Here is a 19,961-nt window from a genome sequence, read left to right as displayed (position 1 = left end):
TAGATGGCCAGATCAGGGTTGAACCAGCGCAGCAAAGCGCTGGAAATAATCAGGGAAAGTTTTGCGCACGCAATCAGGATCGTTAATCCGTACCGGCACTCCGCCAAGACTGGCGAGCGAAAAGCACATCGCCATCCGGTGGTCGTCGTAGGTATCAATCACGGCATGTGGCACAAGCTGTGCAGGCGGCGTGACCACTAATGAATCGACACCCTCCTGCACCGTCGCACCCAGCTTGCGCAGTTCCGTGGTCATTGCGGCGATCCGGTCCGTTTCTTTAACGCGCCAGCTTGCGATATTACGCAAGGTCGTCGTGCCGTCGGCGAACAACGCGGCCACTGCGATGGTCATCGCCGCGTCGGGAATCAGGTTGAAATCCATATCGATCGAATTCAGCTTGCCATGATCGTGGCCCACGCCGCGCACTTCAATCCAGTCGTCGCCCATCGTCACGTTCGCGCCCATCCGCATCAGCGCATCGGCAAAACCCACGTCGCCCTGGATGCTGCTGCGCCCGACACCCTCTACCCGCACCGGGCCACCACCCAGCGCACCTGCGGCAAGAAAATACGATGCCGACGACGCATCCCCTTCGACCATGATCCTGCCCGGCGACTGATAGCGCCGCCCAGCTGGCACCGTGAAGCGCTGCCAGTTGTCATGCTCCACCTGGATGCCAAAACGCGCCATCAACCGAATGGTGATGTCGATATAGGGCTGGGAAATTAATTCGCCTTCCACTTCAACCGTGGTCACGCCGCTCGCACTGCGCACCAGTGGCAAGGTCATCAGCAAGGCGGTCAAAAACTGGCTCGACACATCGCCACGCACACGCACCGGCGCTTCGGTGGCAATCCGCGCCGCGTGAATCCGCAATGGCGGATAACCTTCGGCCGCCTCGTAATCAATCTGCGCGCCGATTTGCCGCAAACCCTCCACCAGATCGCCAATCGGCCGTTCGTGCATGCGTGGCACGCCATGCACGCGATACTCACCGCCATTAACTGCCAGCGCCGCTGTCAATGGACGCACTGCCGTGCCCGCATTGCCGAGAAAAAGATCTGCGGTTTTGGTCGTAAACGCGCCACGCGTACCCGACACCACGCATGTCTGCGCCTGCTCGTCACGGCGAATTTTCACGCCTAGCTGAATCAGCGCGTCGAGCATTACCCGGGTGTCGTCTGAATCAAGCAGATTGGTAATGGTGGTTTCGCCTTCCGCAAGCGCGGCCAGCAGCAGGACGCGGTTAGAAATGCTCTTCGAGCCGGGCAGGCGAACCGTGCCAGATGCGCGAGAAAACGGGCCGAGATCGAGGTAATCCATGAATGAGTCCAGTTCCGGTTATGCGGCGGTATCGTCCAGCCTGACGGGCTGGCCACCCGGCTGCCATGCCATCCGCGCCGTCCGCGAGCGGGCAAACACCGCTTCGAGTTCAGCGCCATCAGCCGTATTGATCGCGGCGCGCAAGCGTGTCAGCACTGCCGTGTAGGCATCCAGCTCTTCCAGCAGCGCCACCCGATTGGCCACGCACACGTCACGCCACATTTCAGGGCTTGAAGCAGCGATCCGGGTGAAATCGCGGAATCCGCCTGCGGCAAACGAGAATTTCAGCGCGGCGTCCGGCGAGGCGAGAATCTGCTCAACCAGCGCAAACGACAAGACGTGCGGCAAATGGCTAACCGCGGCAAACACGCGGTCATGCTCCACGCTAGACATTTCGTGCACGGTGGCACCCGCTGCGCGCCACATTGATGCAATTCGCTCCAGCGCTTCGGGCGTATTGCCTGCCATCGGGCACAGCACCACGTTACGGCCTACATATAAATCGGGCAGCGCAGCATCCACCCCACTCGCTTCACGTCCGGCAATCGGATGGCCCGGCACGAACTGGCCAGCCCGGCTTCCAAGTGCTGCGTGCGCTGCCGCTACAGCATCGGACTTGGTGCTGCCCGCATCGGTGATGATCGTCGCGGCATCCAGCCACGGTGCAATGCGCTCAAGCAGCGGCTGGGTTTGCGCCACCGGTGCCGCCAGCAAAACGATATCGGCACCTGCCAAGGCTTCACGCAACGCGGCTTCATCGGTCAGCGCCACAGCCTGGTCAATCACACCAAGCGCCAATGCCCGCGCGGTCGAATCAGTTGAACGGCCAATCCCAATCACCTGGCGCGCACCGCCGATTTCATCCCGCTCCCGCAACGCGCGCGCGAGCGAACCACCAATCAGACCGACACCAGCCACCACCAGTTTGTTAAAGGAAAACCCGGCCACGTCCATCACCCAAAAAGCGCGCGCAGCCCGGAGGCCTCGCACGCGAATCACATAGGGGCTCGCTCAGGAAGCCGCGAGTGTTTTTTCCAGCGCGGCGATAAACGCCGCATTTTCGTCAGGCAGACCAATCGTGATACGGAGCCATTGCGGCAAACCATAATTGCCGACCGGCCGCACGATGACGCCCTGTTTTAACAAGGCCAGATTGACCTGATGACCCGAATCATCATGATCGCCCACCCGCACCAGCACAAAATTGCCGTGCGACGGCACATAGTCGAGGCCCAGACGCTCGAACGCCTGCGTCAGATAACGATAGCCTTGCGCATTAGCCTGCGCGCTTCGAGCAAGAAACCCGTCGTCACGCAGCGCAGCAATCGCCGCCGCTTGCGCCAGCGTATTGACATTGAATGGCTGCCGCAGACGATTGAGCAAATCGGTCAGTTCCGGCTGCGCAATCGCAAAGCCAACACGCAGCCCAGCTAGGCCAAACGCCTTCGAAAACGTGCGCGACACCAGCAGATTGGGATACCGGCGCACCCAGCCAATCGAGTCATAGCGCTGGTCTTGTGCCAGATATTCGGTATAGGCCTCGTCCAGCACGACGACAACCTCACGCGGCACCTGGTCGAGAAACGACTCCAGCACTGGGCCAGGGATAAAGGTGCCAGTTGGGTTATTCGGATTGGCAATGAAGATCAGACGCGTGTCAGCTTCAATGGCCGCCAGCATCGCATCGAGGTCATGGCCGTACTGCCGCGCTGGCACCACCGTTGCGCGGGCACCCACGCCCTGAGCGGCCAGCGCATAAACCGCGAACGAATACTGCGAGTACAGCACCGACTGGCCTTGTTCGACCAGCGCATGCGCGGCGATTTCGAGAATATCGTTACTGCCATTGCCGAGCGTCACCCAGTCTGCCGGCACGCCATAGTGCTCACTCAAGGCGGCCTTCAGCTCAAAACCATTCGCATCCGGATACCGGCCCAGCTCGCCAATGGCCTGGCTGATCGCGCGCTGTGCTGATTCAGGCATGCCAAACGGATTTTCATTCGATGCGAGCTTCACAATGCGGGCTTCGTCCAGACCAAATTCGCGCGCGACTTCCGCAATAGGTTTGCCAGCGATATAAGGGGCGAGTGCCCGCACATAAGACGGGCCGAACGGCAAGGGCATGAGTTTCTCCGGGCAACAATGGACAGACAGGCGGGTGATGGGTGCGCCCCGAAGGGCCAACTCAGGTAATCAGGTAGCGCGTGGATAAGAACCAAGAATCTTCAGGAATGCCGCTTTTTTCTCGAGCTCGGCCAGCGTAGCCGAGACCGGTGCGTCATCCCGATGACCTTCAACGTCGATGTAAAAGTAGTATTCCCACGTACCCACACGCGCGGGGCGGGACTCGAAACGGGTCATCGACACGCCATGACGCGCCAGCGGTTCAAGCAATTTGAACACCGCGCCAGGTTCGTTCTTCACGGACACAATCAGCGAAGTCTGGTCGCGGCCACTGATACCAACCGGCTCTTTCCCCATCATCACGAAGCGGGTCCGATTGTGCGGATCATCCTGAATCAGGGCATAGGCAACCTGCAGGCCGTAGTACGTCGCGGCTCGATCCCCGGCAATCGCGGCGACCGTCGGATCGTTCGCGGCGAGGCGTGCGGCTTCCGCGTTACTCGACATCGCCTGGCATTCGAGATGCGGCACATGGGTCGCCAGCCAACGCTGACACTGAGCCAGCGCCTGCGCGTGCGCGCACACCCGCGTAATGCCCGCCAGCCCGCCATTAAGCGTCAGTAGATTATGGTGAATGGGCAGCGCCAGCTCGCCGCCAATCACGAGTTGCGACTGCAGCAGCAAATCCAGCGTGCGAGACACCGCACCTTCAGTTGAGTTTTCGACCGGGACAACACCGAATTCAGCGGCCCCGGCTTCAACGGAGCGAAACACTTCGTCAATCGACGGGCACGGCAAACCTTCGATCGACAGACCGAAATAGGCATGCATTGCCTGTTCGCTGTAGGTGCCAACCGGGCCAAGATAGGCCGCCCGAATGTTCTTTTCGAGCGCCCGGCTGGCGGCCATGATTTCACGCCAGATCGCGCTGATATGCTGGCCAGCGAGCGGGCCGTCGCTAAGATCTTGCAAACGCGTGATGACTTGCTGTTCGCGCTCTGGGCGAAATACCGGCGCATTGAAATGTTTTTTGACCTCGCCCACTTCTAGCGCGATCGCCGCACGCTGATTCAACAGCGCGATGAGCTGCGTATCAAGCGCATCAATGCGTTCGCGCAACGGTTTAAGCCGTAAATTAAGTTCGTCGTCCATGCGTGAAAAAAGCGTATCTATAAGAGACTAAACCCCGGACCAGCCTGCATCACAACACACATCAGGCACGGCGCTGCTCAAACTCTTTCATGTAGTCGACGAGGGTCTGCACGGCTTTAAGCGGCACCGCGTTGTACACCGATGCACGCATCCCGCCGACCGATTTATGGCCCTTCAACTGCACGAGACCGCGCGCTTGCGCACCCGCCAGAAAATCTTCGTTACGCGTGGCATCAGCGAGAAAGAACGGGATATTCATTCGTGAACGCGCAGCGCGCTCTACGTTGTTTAGATAGAAATTGCTGGCGTCGATTGTGTCGTATAGCAACTTCGCTTTTTCGATGTTGCGCGCTTCGATCCCGGCGAGACCACCTTGTTTTTTCAGCCACTTGAACACCAGTCCGGCAACGTAAATCGCGTAGGTTGGTGGCGTGTTGTACATCGAGTTATGCGCCGCGACCGTCTTCCATTCGAATGCTGTCGGGCAGATAGGCAGCGCACGATCCAGCAAGTCCTCGCGCACGATAACAACCGTGACCCCAGCAATGCCGATGTTTTTTTGCGCACCACCAAAAAGCACGCCGTATTTGGCGACATCCATTGGCCGCGACAGTAAATGCGACGACGCATCTGCAACCAGCGGAATGTCACCGAGATCCGGGATATCAAAGGTCTCGACGCCGTGAATCGTTTCATTGGTACACAAATACACGTAGGCCGGATCATCCGACAACTGCCACTCGGCCCGCAGCGGGGCCCGCGTAAAACCCCTGGCTGTTTCACCGCTCGCCGCCAGATGGGCAGTGCCATATTTACGGGCTTCGGTGAGTGATTTTTGTGACCAGGAACCAGTCACTACGAAGTCGGCGCGAGGTTTTACACCGAACAAATTCATTGGAATGATTGCGTTTTCGGCTAACCCCCCACCCTGCAAAAACAGAATGCGGTGAGTGGCGGGCACCTGAAGCAACTCCCGCAGATCAAGCAAAGCCTCTTCGTGAATAGATGAAAACGCGCTGCCCCGGTGACTCATTTCCATCACGCTCATGCCGCTATCACGCCAGTTGAGCATCTCGTCAGCAGCCTGACGCAACACCTCCTCGGGCATGGCCGCTGGCCCGGCGGAAAAATTAAAAACACGCATGGAAAACCCCGGAGGCTAAGCAAAAAATGATTCAGGAAAACGAATTGCACCAAGCTAAAAAAATGGCTGTTTGCGCTTATGCACAAACAGCCATTATGGCATCCCCGCTGGAAACCCGCCAAACCCACATTCTTGAGAATCAGGGCTGGTGGACACCTCAGCGCATCAGCTCAACTGCTTATTTGCCGGGCTTGACTGCTGCAACATCCTTGTCTGCCTGGTCACGCGTTGCCTTGATAGATTGGGGCATGTACTTTTGCATCAGACCATTCACCACATCACGGCCCACTTGATCTTGCACCTGAATGAACTTACGGCCAGTCGGGCTCTTGTAGAACGTGGTCAGATCCTTGATTTCCTGTGCGCTGTAGTACTTGGCATAGGCGTCATATTGAGCCTGCATGGCATCCTGACGGAACGAATCCGAAGCGAACACTTGACCAGCAGATTCCACCAGCTTCGGCACAGCATTTTTTTGCAGCACTGGTACAGAAGCTTGTTTTTGCTTGTCAGTCAGCGACTTGTTTTCGCTCAGGGCATCCGACAAGATAGCCGGAACCAGTTGCTTAGCCTGCATCTGTGCACTGTTACCAATTGCGCCGACGAGCTTTTGCGCGTCGATCGCATCAAGCAGGTCCTTGATTGCAGCTTGCTTGGCTGGATCAACCGGAGCAGCAGCTGCAGCCGGAGCTGCCTGGTTCTGAAGCGCTTGCGCCATCGCAAAAGTCGGCACGAAAGCAGCCAGCAACATCAATTGTTTGAATCGTTTTTGCATCATTACTCCCTCAGAGAAAATAGTCGAACTACTCGCCGCGCTAGCTGCGTATCAATCTGATCGCAACCAGCGCAGCGCTCACTCAATAACAAAGAGGCCCAGCCAGATCAAACCGCGCTGCCGTCCTCACCTGCACCACCTTCTTCGGCGGGACCTTCGGCGTCGCTATCCAGATCGACATCAACCTCGGCTTCGGCCACCTGCTGCAGGCCCGAAAGCTTCGTGCCCTCATCAAGGCTGATGAGTGTAACACCTTGGGTTGCGCGCCCCATTTCCCGAATTTCCGATACCCGCGTGCGGATCAGCACGCCGGTATTGGTAATCAGCATGATCTGGGCTTCCGGATCGACCAGCGTCGCAGCAACCACCCGGCCATTGCGTTCGGAGGTCTGAATCGCAATCATGCCCTTGGTGCCGCGGCCGTGACGAGTGTATTCAGTAATCGGCGTGCGCTTGCCAAAACCGTTCTCGGTAGCGGTAAGCACCGACTGCTGCTCATCGCCAGCCACCAGCAGCGCGATAACCTGCTGACCATCGTCAAGTTGCATGCCACGCACACCGCGCGCCTCACGCCCCATCGGACGGACATCATTTTCGTCGAAGCGAACCGCCTTGCCCGAATCAGAAAACAGCATCACATCGTGCTGGCCGTCTGTAATCGCAGCCCCAATCAGGTAGTCACCGTCATCAAGGCCGACCGCGATAATACCCTTGCGCAGCGGTCGGCTAAAGGCCTCAAGCGGAGTTTTTTTGACCGTCCCTAGCGCAGTTGCCATGAAGACATATTGATCGGCAGAAAACTCTTTCACTGGCAGAACAACGTTGATTTTTTCGCCATCCTGCAGCGGGAACATGTTCACGACCGGACGGCCGCGTGAGTTCCGCGAACCTTGCGGCACCTCGTACACCTTGATCCAGTAGACCCGGCCACGATTTGAGAAGCAAAGGATGTGATCGTGCGTATTCGCAATGAAAAGCGTATCGATCCAGTCGTCTTCTTTCATTGAAGTCGCCTGCTTGCCGCGCCCGCCGCGCTTTTGCGCCCGGTATTCCGACAACGGCTGCGACTTGACGTAACCGGTATGGGACATAGTGACCACCATGTCCTGCGGCGTAATCAGATCTTCGGTATTGAGCTCAGTGGCATTGAGTTCAATTCTTGAACGGCGCGCATCACCGAATTCGCTCTTAATCGACGTCAGCTCGCCAACAATGATCGCCGTGATGCGCTCAGGGCGCGCCAGAATATCGAGCAAATCGGCAATCTGGGCCATTACGTCACGGTACTCGCCAAGAATTTTGTCCTGCTCCAGCCCAGTCAGGCGCTGCAAGCGCATCTGCAGGATTTCCTGCGTCTGGACATCCGACAGGTGATACATCCCGTTCGCCTGCATGCCAAACGCCGGCAGCAAACCATCTGGCCGGTACGCTTCACGGCCGCCAACCGTGGCATTGTCCGACTCAGCACGGGCGAGCATGTCACGCACCAATGACGAATCCCACGAGCGCGCCATCAATTCCTGCTTCGCTATCGGAGGGCTCGGCGCGGCCTTGATGATCGCAATGAACTCATCAATATTAGCCAGCGCAACCGCCAGCCCTTCGAGCACGTGACCACGTTCCCGCGCCTTGCGCAGTTCGTATACAGTGCGCCGCGTCAGCACTTCCCGCCGGTGCGACAGGAAACACGCCAGCATTTCTTTCAAGTTCAGCAGCTTGGGCTGGCCATCGACCAGCGCCACCATATTCATGCCAAACGTATCTTGCAGTTGGGTGGCCTTGTACAGATTGTTCAGCACCACCTCAGGCACTTCCCCGCGCTTGAGTTCAATCACGACACGCATACCGCTCTTGTCGGACTCGTCACGGATATCAGAAATGCCCTCAAGCTTTTTCTCGTTGACGAGTTCAGCGATACGCTCAAGAAGTGAGCGCTTGTTCACCTGATACGGCAACTCATCGACGATGATGGCCATCCGCTGGCCACGGTCGATTTCTTCGAAGTGCGTGGTTGCGCGCATCACCACACGGCCACGGCCCGTGCGATAACCATCGCGCACACCGGCTACACCGTAAATAATGCCGGCCGTCGGGAAATCAGGGGCAGGAACAATCTCGATCAGTTCGTCGATTGTTGCTTCCGGGTGCTGAAGCAGGTGATGGCAAGCATCAACCACTTCATTCAGGTTGTGCGGCGGGATATTGGTGGCCATGCCAACCGCAATCCCTGACGAGCCATTGATTAACAGATTGGGAATACGGGCAGGCAAGATAGACGGCTGGGTTTCACTGCCATCATAGTTAGGCTCGAAATCGACGGTTTCCTTGTCGATGTCGGAAATCAGTTCATGGCCAATTTTAGCCATACGAATTTCGGTATAACGCATCGCAGCGGCGTTATCGCCATCTACCGAGCCGAAATTGCCCTGCCCGTCGACCAGCATGTAACGCAACGAAAAACTCTGCGCCATACGGACAATCGTGTCGTAAACAGCGGTATCGCCGTGCGGGTGATATTTACCAATGACATCGCCGACAATACGCGCGGACTTCTTGTAAGCGCGGTTCCAGTCGTTGTTGAGTTCGTGCATCGCGTACAGGACGCGTCGATGCACTGGTTTCAGTCCATCGCGGACATCAGGCAGCGCACGCCCCACGATCACGCTCATCGCGTAATCGAGATACGAACGGCGCATTTCCTCCTCGAGGGAGATTGGCAGAGTCTCTTTGGCGAATTGATCCATTTATCCGTATCTTTTTTACGTGCGAAGACGGGTGGTAGGCGGGTAATGAGCGGGTGGCAGGCGGTGTGAAATCCGCTTCCGCTGCGGTGCGGCCATGAGCCATGACTGCAACGGGCGATTCTAGCATGCAGGGCACTGGCAACCAGACAAGGCTATATATAACTGGCATATGCGCTCGCCAGCGGTCATGATTCGCCCCCTATGCGCACTAGCACCCGTCACGCACCTCCAGACAAGCCTTGTTTTTCGCCCCTTCGCGTTGTTGCTCATGCACCACACTTACTAGTGGAGTGAAAAGGGGGGGAAATTTTTTTACGTTGGAAGGGAACGATATGGCAGAATGCCAACGCACAAAGTTAGACATAGCTCGAAGTCTACACAGCGCGTTTTTTGTTTCCGCTCCGATGTTATACTTCGAGCAATGTATGACTTGGATTTGTCAACAAGCTCGCAGTAAATCTGCGGTAATCTCAATTTCGAGAGGAGAAATATGAATAAACTTTCAAAGCTCGCGTTCATTGCAGCTACCGCAGTAATGGCTGCATCTGCTATGGCACAGTCGGTGCCGGCTTCGCGACAAGCCACGAACGACAACTGGGTGAATGGCACCGGCGAATACGTGTGGATGAACGGCACGAACGAGCTTTGCTGGCGCGATGCATTCTGGACGCCGGCAACGGCAAACGCCAAGTGCGATGGCGCCTTGGTAGCCCAGGCTCCAACGCCACCGGCCCCACCTGCTCCTCCGGTTATCACCAGCCAGAAGATCACGTATCAAGCTGATGCCCTGTTCGATTTCGACAAGGCTATCCTGAAGCCAGCCGGCAAAGAAAAGTTGAGCGATCTCGCCTCGAAGATTCAAGGTCTGAATCTGGAAGTCGTGGTGGCAACTGGCTACACCGACCGCATTGGTTCCGACAAATACAACGATCGCCTGTCGCTGCGTCGTGCTCAAGCTGTCAAGGCATACCTCGTCAGCAAGGGCATCGAAGCCAACCGTATCTATACGGAAGGCAAGGGCAAGCGTAATCCAGTTACAACTGGCTGCAACCAGAAGAACCACAAGCAACTCATCGCCTGCCTCGCACCGGATCGTCGCGTGGAAGTCGAAGTTGTCGGTACTTCGAAGCAGTAAGTTCCACTGTTTCGCAGCATCTAAAAGCCCCGCTTCGGCGGGGCTTTTTTTGCTTCATAATCAGCCGCCCAGGCACCCGTGCACGCTCTCAAGCAAGTTCGTGCGAACAGGCTCCGCCCTCACCCCGGCGCTTTTCCGAGGGGTATATCGCCTATATACTCCGGGTTCATTTCTGACCTACGCCATTCGCAATGGCTTGCTGCCATGACTAACGCCGATCCCCACGAATTGCAGAAATTCAGTGATCTTGCCCATCGCTGGTGGGACCCAAACGCAGAATTCAAGCCCCTTCATGAGCTCAATCCCATTCGGCTCGACTGGATCGACTCACAAGCACATTTAACCGGCAAACGGGTTCTGGATATTGGTTGCGGCGGCGGCATCCTCTCAGAATCAATGGCGCAACGCGGTGCCCAGGTCAAAGGGATTGATCTATCCAGTCAGGCGCTCGGTGTCGCCGATCTGCATAGCCTTGAAAGCGGTGTCACCGTCGATTACGAAGAAATCGCCGCCGAAACGCTGGCCGCACGCGAGCCTGGCTCATACGACATCGTCACCTGTATGGAGATGCTTGAGCATGTGCCTGAACCAGCCGCCATCGTTGCTGCGTGCAAAACACTGGTCAAGCCAGGTGGCTGGGTCTTTTTTTCAACGCTCAACCGCAATCTCAAAGCGTATTTATTCGCCGTAATCGGCGCTGAATATATTGCAGGCATGCTGCCGAAAGGCACCCACGACTACGCCCGCTTCATCCGCCCGTCCGAGCTGGCCCGCTTCGTGCGCCTCGCGGAACTCAATACCGTAGGCCTCAAAGGCATTGTTTATCACCCGATCAGCCGGCATTTCGGGCTCTCAGACGACACCAGCGTCAACTATATGCTCGCGTGCCGTCGCGCCGCCTGATGCTCATTTTTTCGCCTATCGCATAACCATGAGCTATCCCTCTACGCTGCAACCCTCTGACACCATTCCCTCCCAGTCGCAAGAGCGTTATCAGGCTGTTCTGTTCGATCTCGATGGCACCCTGGCTGATACCGCCCCTGATCTCGCGGCGGCAGTCAATAAATTGCGTCAACGTCGCGGGCTAGACCTCCTGCCGCTTGAAGTTTTGCGCCCGCTGGCGTCTGCTGGGGCCCGCGGGCTAATTGGTGAAGCGTTCGGCATTACCCCCGAACACGCGGAATTCGCCGCTATGCGGGACGAGTTTCTGGCGAACTACGCGGCAGATATTTGCGTCGAGAGCGCGCTTTTTCCGGGCATCCATGCGCTGCTTGATAATCTCGATACACGCGGCATCCGCTGGGGCATCGTCACGAACAAGGTCGCACGGCTCACCCAACCGTTAGCTGCGCTGCTTGGCCTGGATACCCGGACGGGATGCATCGTCAGCGGAGACACCACCGCGCATGCCAAACCGCACCCTGCGCCACTGCTCTACGCCGCCGATGCGCTAGGTGTGGCACCCGAGCATATTCTTTATGTCGGTGATGACCTGCGTGATATCCAGGCAGGTCACGCGGCGGCCATGGCAACCGTCGCGGCAGCCTATGGTTATTGTGGCGACGGCCTCGCACCTGAAGCCTGGCAGGCCCGGTTTCTCGTCCGGTCGCCCGCCGAATTACAGGCGCTGCTGCGCGACATCACCTATCCGGGCTAACCCGTCAAGCAAACAGATACATTCCAGTGCAGACAAGCCGTGACGGAGCGGCGGCGCTATTGTAAAATGCACGTTGGCCCGCATCTTTAGGCCAACCCAATCGAACGAATACCGGGGGCGACCTGGTTTCGACAGGGGTAGCGAAGCAGTTCAGGGCATACCGAGGACCCGTCACCTCGTAAATCAATGGGAACGTAATAAATGCTAAAACTAGCATGACTGATGTTGTGGCGTTCGGCGAAGCATCCAATGCTTCTTCCTACGCTGCTGCTGCCGCTTAATAACCGGTGACATCCCCCGTACTGGTCTGCTGGTGGGCCAGGGTCGCAAGACTAACGGGGTCATCCACGCCAGATAATCCTTGGTCCTGTCACGATGCCAAGGCCGAAAACCTAGTGAACCGCCGTACCGAAGCGTGTCCGTCCGCGTCGGCACGGTTAAATCAAATGACTGGACTAAGTATGTAGAACTGGCTGTAGAGTACTTCTGGACGCGGGTTCGATTCCCGCCGCCTCCACCAATTGCTGTAACCACCCCCCGTAAGTTCAAAGACTTACGGGGGTTTTGTTTTTCTAGCCCATCACTAGAACTTCGAGCTCCACTGGCTCCGCCATGGATGCTCCCCGGCCTGATCCTTTGATCCTTTGCCAGTCAATCAAAGCCGACTGCGGCTGATCGAACTGGCGTCCTCCGCCGTGCATGCACACACGTACTGCCTCAAGCCAACACCACGGGCTATCCGCTCGTTATCCTGACAATCTCACCAGCAAGCACACGCCCCGCTCACCCAGCCCTACAACATCGTGCGCAGCATTCTCACCGCCCAGGCCTTCCTCACCCCGCAAATCCATCCGCGATACCGTCTACAACATCGCTGCAAAACGCTGACGCACTCCCGCCAGATGCTTAAGCCGAAGATCACACTCAGCAGCCTGGCCCGCAGAGGCCTTACCCGGTAGGCAACGTGCGCGCAGCTTGGCACCCAGCGCGCCAAGCGCCTCAGCCAGTTGCTCACGATTTGCCTGGCTGCCTGGGCCTGTCAGCATCAGCGCTTGTTCAAGCGCATCCAGCACGCCGCGTCCAAGGTAGTTCTCATTTTCCGCACGCAACAGAGGGAACGTGCCGCACCACACCATGTCGATTTCGTTGACTAGCCGCAACCACAACGACTCCTCACACCCCATCAACAACCATTTACCGGTATTGCCAAGGCTAAAACGCTGCCCCATCTCCGCCAGCATCATCCGGTTCGTCTCGCGCTGGCTTAACTCATCGCAGCGCATGTGCTCTATTTCCAGCACCGTTAACGTGGGAAAGACACACTGGATCAGTATTTCCTGCGCTTCACTGTCTGACTCAAGCTGGCGCTTCAGGTAAGCCAGCAGTGCGCTCTGCCCCGTGGCGTCAGCCATGCGATAGAAACTGAGGCAAGACTGCGGTTCAAACAGGTTGCCTACATACGGCTGGACTTTGCTCGCCAGATCGGGCCGGTTGCAAGCCAGTGCATACATATAAAGTTCGAGCGCAATGACGGGAGGCACTGGCTTGCCAGCAAAAGCGCCGAATACGGGAGCGGCCTCAGCGCCAGCGCACAACAATTCGCGTAACGCCGCACCGCCCACCTCAGGGCGGCTTTTCCGGCTGACCCACGACGCCAGCGGTTCGCCTTTGCTGGTCCGGCCGTTCACATCGAAACCAAAGCCGATCAGCACCTGTACGCTAGCCACTCCCCTGTAACAGGTTGCTGCTTGCAGTATTGGTGTGCCGATCTCCTTCAGCGTGGCGGCAGCACTACTGTGCCGGGCCAGCGCGGCGCGGATGATGTCGCTCCGGTCACTGTCAAACGCGCTGTTCACGACTTCCAGCAAATATCTTTTTTGCTCCTCCTTGCTCACGCGAGCCATCTCGATCCGCTCAAGCAGAAGTGGCCCCAATCCCTCAGGGAGTTGACTCACCAGCCAGTCAAGTACGGGTCCTTCCGTGGTGTACAACATGCCATCCGGTGTTGCGGTAACCGTCGTCCTTGACTGAAGAAGCCGCCTCATTTGCTTCAAACGATCAGCAGCAGGGATCAAGGTCGAAAAATACACGTCGAAACAATGCTGCCAGAACGCCCGAATGAATTCGCAATGCTCGTGCAGTACCGGCGTAGCGCGCAAAGCATGTGCTGTGAACCGAAGGCCCTCCTCGGTGGCCCTGGGCTCCTGTGAGGATGCTTGCTGCGACACTTGCGTGGATCGCCTTGCTCCTGCTCCTACTTGCCTCTGATAACGGTGAATACCTGGCATAAGAAATGAAATGACACTTAATAGACTGAAAAAACTGAAGAACAAACCGGCGACGCGTTACCGGCCCATCAGCACCTGAAGATGCGTTACGAAGAAAGCCAGGCCATTCATCTGTTTCGATTAGAGCAGAACACCCAACAGCGTCCTAAGCAGAAACGCGCTCGCCGCCCACCTCCAGCCGCGCCAAGATGCGCTGCAGTTGCGCTCTTCGCTGCTCTCGCGTCGCACACTGGACATCCGTCAGGTCAACGCGGGCGCACTGGTCAGCCAGCGTGTGCGCCAGCCTGCGCAATTGCGCGTCGATGCCGTCTGGTAAATCCGCACTTTTTCTGCCGGTCAGCGCAAACGCTGCTTCCAGCGCCGCACCAGCAAACGACGCGCTGAGCATCAACCATTGAGTTTCACTCAACCAGATAGCCGTCAGCTGTGTGACCAGCAGCGCCAGCATGGGTAATGGCTGGCCGTCTGGAACCGGTAATAACGGACTGACCGTTTTGCTGTCTGTGGCCAACGCGTCCTGCATGTCGCAGAGCGTCTGAAAAATGCGGGTCTCCCGCGCGATGGCGTCGAGATCTGCGGCGCAGAACTGGACGTTGTCCCAACCGTCGGCAGGCGGCCTGCCATCAAATAGCAGAAAAGACAGCGATTCCACAGCGCTGCGGTTGGCAGTAATTTTCAGTTGCTCAATGAAATTCCCCAGCACCCGCTGCTGGCCCGCCACTTCGCTAGCGCGATAAAAGCTGGTGTACGTTTCAACGCAGAAGTACAAGCCGAGATGCTCCTGCGCATAGGCCTTGAGAACCGGGTCATCGATAACCAGCGCATGTACGAAAAACTCCGCAGCGACCATGGGCGACGCCCTTTGCTCCCGGTTCTTTTCGAGCCACACGGTACTGTCCGCGCCGCCCGTCAGCAAGCGGCGCAGCGCCTCCTGCACGTCCATCGACACGAAGCTATTCGTCAACACCATCAACGGTGTATCGCCGTTGTGGTCCAGCGCATTCACCTTTGCGCCATATCGCAGCAGCAGCTCAATGCTGGCCAGTTGGCCTAGCTCGCTGGCCAGATGTAACAAGGTGCAGCCCGTATAGTCCTGACAATCTGGCTCAAGCCCGCTCTGCAGCAGCGTCTCCAGCAAAGCCGTACGGCCATGCTCAACACACGCCCCAGCCAGCGCCAGCGCTATCTCATCAAACATCTCATTGCACACCACATCCTGCAGCAGTGCTGCGCCATCAGGAATGATTTGCACCAGCCATGCGAAGCAGCAGCCGTCATTAACCCGTATCCAGCCAGCGGCGTTCCGGCTCACCTGATAGTGCGGCTCAAGCAGTGCCTTGAATGCTTCGAGATCGTCAGCGAAAAGCGTCTGGCCCAGTTTTGCCCAGTCGATCTCCGGGTTCCGCTGCTGCGCCCGTGGCTCATCGGCGTCGACCACCGCAGCTTCTGCCAGCATGGCGCGCAGTGGCTCTCTGCCGTGTGCGCCTGCGCGCATGGCCCGATCGAAGTTGACTGGGGTGAAATTATTTAGCGAATTCGTGCTTTGCTGCGCGGGGATGCAACCGGAAGGAAAAACGAAGGGCATAAAACAGCAGGCAAGCCAGCGTCCAAGTGATAGGAGAAGTGGCCTCTTGGTAACTGATGCACGAGGCATCGTTCCCGCTTCTGACACTTTTATCCGTCGGTGCAGGTTGATTTCTGTCGCAGGTCCAACATTTTTGTCAGGCTCAGGCTGCCTTCGCCCATTGCGAAACATGTCGGCCAAAAGCATCTCTATTTCAGTGCTTCAGGCAAATAGTTTAAACCCGGGAAAATCTCCAGAATTACCTGACCAACACATGTTTTTCTTACGCAAATAAAACGGCATTGCAATATACCTATCTAGACAGATAGGGTGAAATGGCGGATTTTTTTGCGGCGCATGAATGCTTTTATCTTATTATTCGACCGCTGCAAATTTTTATGACAGGAAAGGCTTTACCTTCCCTTAATGACAAAATTCATACAGCAATAATGGACCTCACCCAAACAATATTATTTTTTCCCGCCTGATTTTGCTGCGCCATTATTAAACTATCCTGATTAACGAGAAACTTATAAAAACATGGAACTCGGAAAAAAATCTACTTACGAATCTTTATATAACCCCGACAGATTATTCGCCATTCCGCGCGAAATAAAACGAAACGAACTGGGAATTACCGCAGCATTACCTTTTTCCGGGTTCGATATCTGGAACCACTACGAAGTTTCATGGCTGAACCAGAAAGGCTTGCCTCAAGTCGCCATGGCCGAGCTTCACATTCCGTGCGATTCACCGAACCTGATTGAATCGAAATCCATGAAGCTGTACTTCAACACGTTAAATAACACCCGTTACGACAGCCTTGCCGCCGTCCAGGAAACCATCGCGGCGGACCTGTCTGAATGTGCTGGCGCGCCCGTTCTGGTCAAGCTGGACAGGGTCGATGGCGCGGAGGTACCCGGCATGAAGGCCCTCTCTGGTGAGTCGCTTGACCATCAGGACATCGAGATCAACACGTTCGAAGTCACGTCCGCGACGCTTCAAACCGTGGGCGGCCGGGTGGCTGAAACGGTGTATTCCAATCTGCTGAAATCAAACTGCCTGGTGACGGGCCAACCCGATTGGGGAACGGTTTCCGTTTCTTATGAGGGAGAGAAAATCTGCCGCGAAGGTTTGCTCAGGTACATCGTGTCATTCAGAAATCACGAGGAGTTTCATGAGCAATGCGTCGAGCGGATCTTTCTGGATATCTCGCGCCGCTGCGCGCCGGACAGGCTCACGGTAAGCGCGCGCTACACGCGACGAGGCGGGATTGATATCAACCCGATCCGGAGCTCGGAGCCCATCGCAGTCGTGCTAAACGAACGCCTTGTCCGACAGTGAAACGACCCGGCGGAGAAGGATAAAAATGTCCAAGCCGACGCACCAGATAGAGGCCGTTATCGCGCCGATGAAAATGCAAAAGCAGACGCAAAAGAAAACCATGGGCCGGGTCAAGGTGAGTGCATCAGGTGCGGCCTTCAAGCAGCCTGTAGCAACGCTGCAGCAAGCAGCCTGGCTTGAAAAATGTTCACCCGAAGATCTGGCCCAGATCGCGTTGCTCAACGGTGATGCGCAGGCGGACAAACACGCGCCGCCCCATGACAGCCCGCAAAAAAAGCAGCAAATCACGCGCTCCGTCTTGATGCTGGCGATGCTGTTCGTCGCGTTTCTCGTCGTGTCGAACGTGACAGGATTTCGCGTCATACAGCTGCATCTGGGCTTGTCTCTGGCCGGTATTGGCGAGACCGTGCAATTCCCTGCTGCGTTGGTCGTGTTTCCGATGACTTACCTCTTCAGCACGCTGATTACCGAGGTCTATGGCTACAGGACTAGCCGGCTGGTGATCTGGGGCGGGTTGACCGTCAACTTCGCGCTGGTGCTTGGGATGTGGGCGGCCTCGCTGCTTCCCGTCGCCCCTGAATGGGCGCTGCAGAACAAGGCGGCGCTGGCCGGATATGACCTGCTGGTCAGCAATTTTTCCCGGACGTTCTTTGCTTCGACCGTCGCGTATTTCTGTGGGGAGTTTGTCAACACGACCTTGCTGGCCAAACTGAAAGTAGCCAGCTCGGGGAAGTACCTGTGGGGGCGGGTGCTCTTTAGTGCCGGGTGGGCCATCACGATTGATAGCGCCATTTTCTGCACGCTTTTGTTTTTTGGCGTGATGCCGGGGCGCGAGATCGCAGCGATGATTTTGTTCCAGATTACGGTGAAGGCGATCTACGAGCTGGCACTGCTGCCGGTCACAACACACGTCTCTGGCTGGCTGAAAAAATTCGACAAGGTCGATTACTACGATTTCAACACCCGCTTTAATCCTTTCGCGTTCAAGGACTAAGCGGTTCGCTAACGGGCTCAATGGGGCTCAATGGGCCCGCTCACTAGTTAGTTCGTGTGATCCGTGCGCATGGCTCGTTCGCACGACTCATTCGTATCACCAGGCACCTGGCAGCCGCCTCGGCCAGCGGCCCTGCCTGGCCGAGGCGGCACGCGTTGCGCACTAGTTCTGCGGGCACTTGAGATTGCAGCCGTTCGGGTCACCCATGTCGCCCTGGCGGCGCAGCGCCGATGGCGCGCCATGCTGATATTTGGCCGAAGGAGCCGAGGCAGCAAAGGGCATTTGCGGATGCTCCTTTAACCGGAACTGCTCCTGAAAGATGCCATCCGGCGAACCCGGCGCATTTTGTGCGTATGCGCTAGAGCCAGCGCCCAGTAAGGCCCCAGCCGCAGCAGCAGTGGCGACGCAGAAGTGGATGAGTGATTTCATGTTGATTCGCTACGGCTAGCTACCGTTCCATTGAAGTGAAATGAAGTGAAGTGAAATGCAAGCCGCAGAGCGTACCGCAACTGCCTGCAACCTGCCGCTGCAGTCTTCGTGACTGGCATAACCCTCACAACATGCGCCAGGCGTTTAACCCTCCTCGCCATCCAGGCCTGCCTCACACGCCACCAGCATCCCGCAATTCCGTGGCTCATACCCCGCCAGTTGCGCCACGTCACGCTGAAACGCCTCCTCCCGCAACACCCCCAGCACGGTATCGAGCGGCGCATGCGCCAATGCCGCACGCTCGCAGGCGAAGTAATAATCCTCATCCACCACCGGGATAAAACCCAGCCCGAACTGATGCGCGGCGGGCTCCACGCCAAAACCTGCATCCGCCATGCCGCTGGCGACAAACGCCGCAATCGCTGAATGCGTTAGTTCGGTCAGCGCATACGCATTGACGCGGGCCGGGTCGATGCCCGCGCGGCGTAGCGCAAGCTCAAGCAGCATGCGCGTGCCCGAGCCGGGCTGGCGGTTCACCAGGCGAATATCGTCGCGCACCAGATCGCTCAGCCCGGTGATCTGCTTCGGATTGCCGCGTGCGAGAAAGAGCCCTTGCTGACGCCGGGTCAAATGAACCAGTACATGGCGCTGTGGCTCCAGCCAGCGCCGGTACGTCGCGGCACAAGCGGCGCGGAATTCACCGCGCGGCAAATGAAACCCCGCCAGGTCACATTCGCCCCGGGCCAGCGCGCTCACGGCTTCAGCGCTATCACGGTATTTGATCTCCACCGGAACCGCCCGCGCCTCCAGCGCACTCACCAGCGCCGCCACCGCGTAACCGTGCGAGGCCTGAATCCGCACGTCAGCCCGCGCCGCCGCAGGCGGCTCAAGCCAGCGATTGAGCTCGTCAGCCACCTCGCCGGAGAGCGCCTGCAGGTTGTCTGCCAGCCGCTCATGCGCCAACTGCTGCGCCCGGAGCACCGCGTGCCCGAGAGCCGATAGCGCCGAGCCCCGGCCGCGCGTTTTTTCGATCAGTGACGCGCCCAGATGCGCTTCGATAGCGCGTAACACGCCCCACGCGTGGCGGTAGGACAAACCCTTAAGCGCGGCCGCCTGCGCGATGCTGCCGGTTTCATGCACCAGCGCCAGTAATGGCGCGATGTCAGTCAGGCTGGCGCGTTCACCGCCGCCAGCCCGCACGACTAATTGAGCGTGACATTCAATCTCAACCATATATGTTCAATTAGCTCCTATTGCGCTTGCCCGCACAGCCGCCTATCTTCCGCAT

At 57.5% G+C, this 19,961-nt stretch carries 16 protein-coding genes and 1 other RNA gene; 6 read left to right on the top strand and 11 right to left on the bottom strand.

Features of this window, described 5'->3' with window-relative positions; all coding sequences use genetic code 11:
- Window positions 1-12: 12 nt before the first annotated feature.
- The 7 genes from aroA to gyrA form a co-directional block, all read right to left on the bottom strand.
- Window positions 13-1,323, bottom strand: a complete 1,311-nt coding sequence (gene aroA / locus GH656_RS04855; RefSeq protein ID WP_153074840.1) for a 3-phosphoshikimate 1-carboxyvinyltransferase — start codon at window positions 1,321-1,323, stop codon at window positions 13-15.
- Between the two features lie 18 nt (window positions 1,324-1,341).
- Window positions 1,342-2,280 carry a prephenate dehydrogenase gene (locus GH656_RS04850; RefSeq protein WP_153076557.1) on the bottom strand — a complete coding sequence of 313 codons (939 nt, stop codon included), beginning with the start codon at window positions 2,278-2,280 and terminating at the stop codon, window positions 1,342-1,344.
- 54 nt (window positions 2,281-2,334) lie between these two features.
- Window positions 2,335-3,447 carry a histidinol-phosphate transaminase gene (gene hisC / locus GH656_RS04845; RefSeq protein ID WP_153074839.1) on the bottom strand — a complete coding sequence of 371 codons (1,113 nt, stop codon included), beginning with the start codon at window positions 3,445-3,447 and terminating at the stop codon, window positions 2,335-2,337.
- A gap of 69 nt (window positions 3,448-3,516) precedes the next feature.
- Window positions 3,517-4,599 carry a prephenate dehydratase gene (gene pheA, locus GH656_RS04840; RefSeq protein WP_153074838.1) on the bottom strand — a complete coding sequence of 361 codons (1,083 nt, stop codon included), beginning with the start codon at window positions 4,597-4,599 and terminating at the stop codon, window positions 3,517-3,519.
- Window positions 4,600-4,660: 61 nt separating this feature from the next.
- Window positions 4,661-5,743: a 3-phosphoserine/phosphohydroxythreonine transaminase gene (gene serC / locus GH656_RS04835; protein WP_153074837.1), complete on the bottom strand. Its 1,083-nt coding sequence runs from the start codon at window positions 5,741-5,743 to the stop codon at window positions 4,661-4,663.
- 178 nt (window positions 5,744-5,921) lie between these two features.
- Complete coding sequence (locus tag GH656_RS04830; protein ID WP_153076556.1) at window positions 5,922-6,518, bottom strand: DUF2059 domain-containing protein; 597 nt, start codon at window positions 6,516-6,518, stop codon at window positions 5,922-5,924.
- A 107-nt stretch (window positions 6,519-6,625) separates the two neighbouring features.
- Window positions 6,626-9,262: a DNA gyrase subunit A gene (gyrA, locus tag GH656_RS04825; RefSeq protein ID WP_153074836.1), complete on the bottom strand. Its 2,637-nt coding sequence runs from the start codon at window positions 9,260-9,262 to the stop codon at window positions 6,626-6,628.
- 490 nt (window positions 9,263-9,752) lie between these two features.
- Between gyrA and ompA the strand changes: the two genes are divergently transcribed.
- The 4 genes from ompA to ssrA all read left to right on the top strand — a co-directional run bounded on the left by ompA (window position 9,753) and on the right by ssrA (window position 12,574).
- Entirely contained in the window at window positions 9,753-10,397 is a 645-nt protein-coding gene (ompA, locus tag GH656_RS04820) for an outer membrane protein OmpA (protein ID WP_153074835.1), read from the top strand.
- A gap of 204 nt (window positions 10,398-10,601) precedes the next feature.
- Entirely contained in the window at window positions 10,602-11,300 is a 699-nt protein-coding gene (gene ubiG, locus GH656_RS04815; protein WP_153074834.1) for a bifunctional 2-polyprenyl-6-hydroxyphenol methylase/3-demethylubiquinol 3-O-methyltransferase UbiG, read from the top strand.
- A 22-nt stretch (window positions 11,301-11,322) separates the two neighbouring features.
- Window positions 11,323-12,054: an HAD family hydrolase gene (locus tag GH656_RS04810; RefSeq protein ID WP_425495873.1), complete on the top strand. Its 732-nt coding sequence runs from the start codon at window positions 11,323-11,325 to the stop codon at window positions 12,052-12,054.
- A 113-nt stretch (window positions 12,055-12,167) separates the two neighbouring features.
- Window positions 12,168-12,574, top strand: a transfer-messenger RNA (tmRNA) gene (ssrA, locus tag GH656_RS04805).
- 343 nt (window positions 12,575-12,917) lie between these two features.
- Here ssrA and GH656_RS04800 read toward each other — a convergent pair.
- A complete protein-coding gene (locus tag GH656_RS04800; protein WP_153074832.1) occupies window positions 12,918-14,048 on the bottom strand; it encodes a hypothetical protein in 1,131 nt (376 codons plus the stop codon).
- A 439-nt stretch (window positions 14,049-14,487) separates the two neighbouring features.
- Window positions 14,488-15,927 (bottom strand): ankyrin repeat domain-containing protein, encoded by a 1,440-nt coding sequence (locus tag GH656_RS04795; RefSeq protein ID WP_174769696.1) that lies wholly within the window; start codon window positions 15,925-15,927, stop codon window positions 14,488-14,490.
- 519 nt (window positions 15,928-16,446) lie between these two features.
- Here GH656_RS04795 and queF point away from each other — a divergent pair.
- Both queF and GH656_RS04785 read left to right on the top strand, forming a co-directional pair.
- Entirely contained in the window at window positions 16,447-17,250 is an 804-nt protein-coding gene (gene queF, locus GH656_RS04790; protein ID WP_153074830.1) for an NADPH-dependent 7-cyano-7-deazaguanine reductase QueF, read from the top strand.
- A 25-nt stretch (window positions 17,251-17,275) separates the two neighbouring features.
- Entirely contained in the window at window positions 17,276-18,244 is a 969-nt protein-coding gene (locus GH656_RS04785) for a queuosine precursor transporter (RefSeq protein ID WP_153074829.1), read from the top strand.
- A gap of 162 nt (window positions 18,245-18,406) precedes the next feature.
- Here GH656_RS04785 and GH656_RS04780 read toward each other — a convergent pair whose 3' ends face one another.
- The gene (locus GH656_RS04780; protein WP_153074828.1) at window positions 18,407-18,673 is read right to left on the bottom strand and encodes a hypothetical protein; all 267 of its coding nucleotides are present in this window, start codon (window positions 18,671-18,673) and stop codon (window positions 18,407-18,409) included.
- Between the two features lie 144 nt (window positions 18,674-18,817).
- Window positions 18,818-19,906, bottom strand: a complete 1,089-nt coding sequence (locus tag GH656_RS04775) for a substrate-binding domain-containing protein (protein ID WP_153074827.1) — start codon at window positions 19,904-19,906, stop codon at window positions 18,818-18,820.
- Window positions 19,907-19,961 lie beyond the last annotated feature (55 nt).

This window comes from Paraburkholderia bonniea (assembly GCF_009455625.1).
Classification (GTDB): Bacteria; Pseudomonadota; Gammaproteobacteria; order Burkholderiales; family Burkholderiaceae; genus Paraburkholderia; species Paraburkholderia bonniea.
This window is presented reverse-complemented; position numbering and strand designations above follow the sequence as displayed.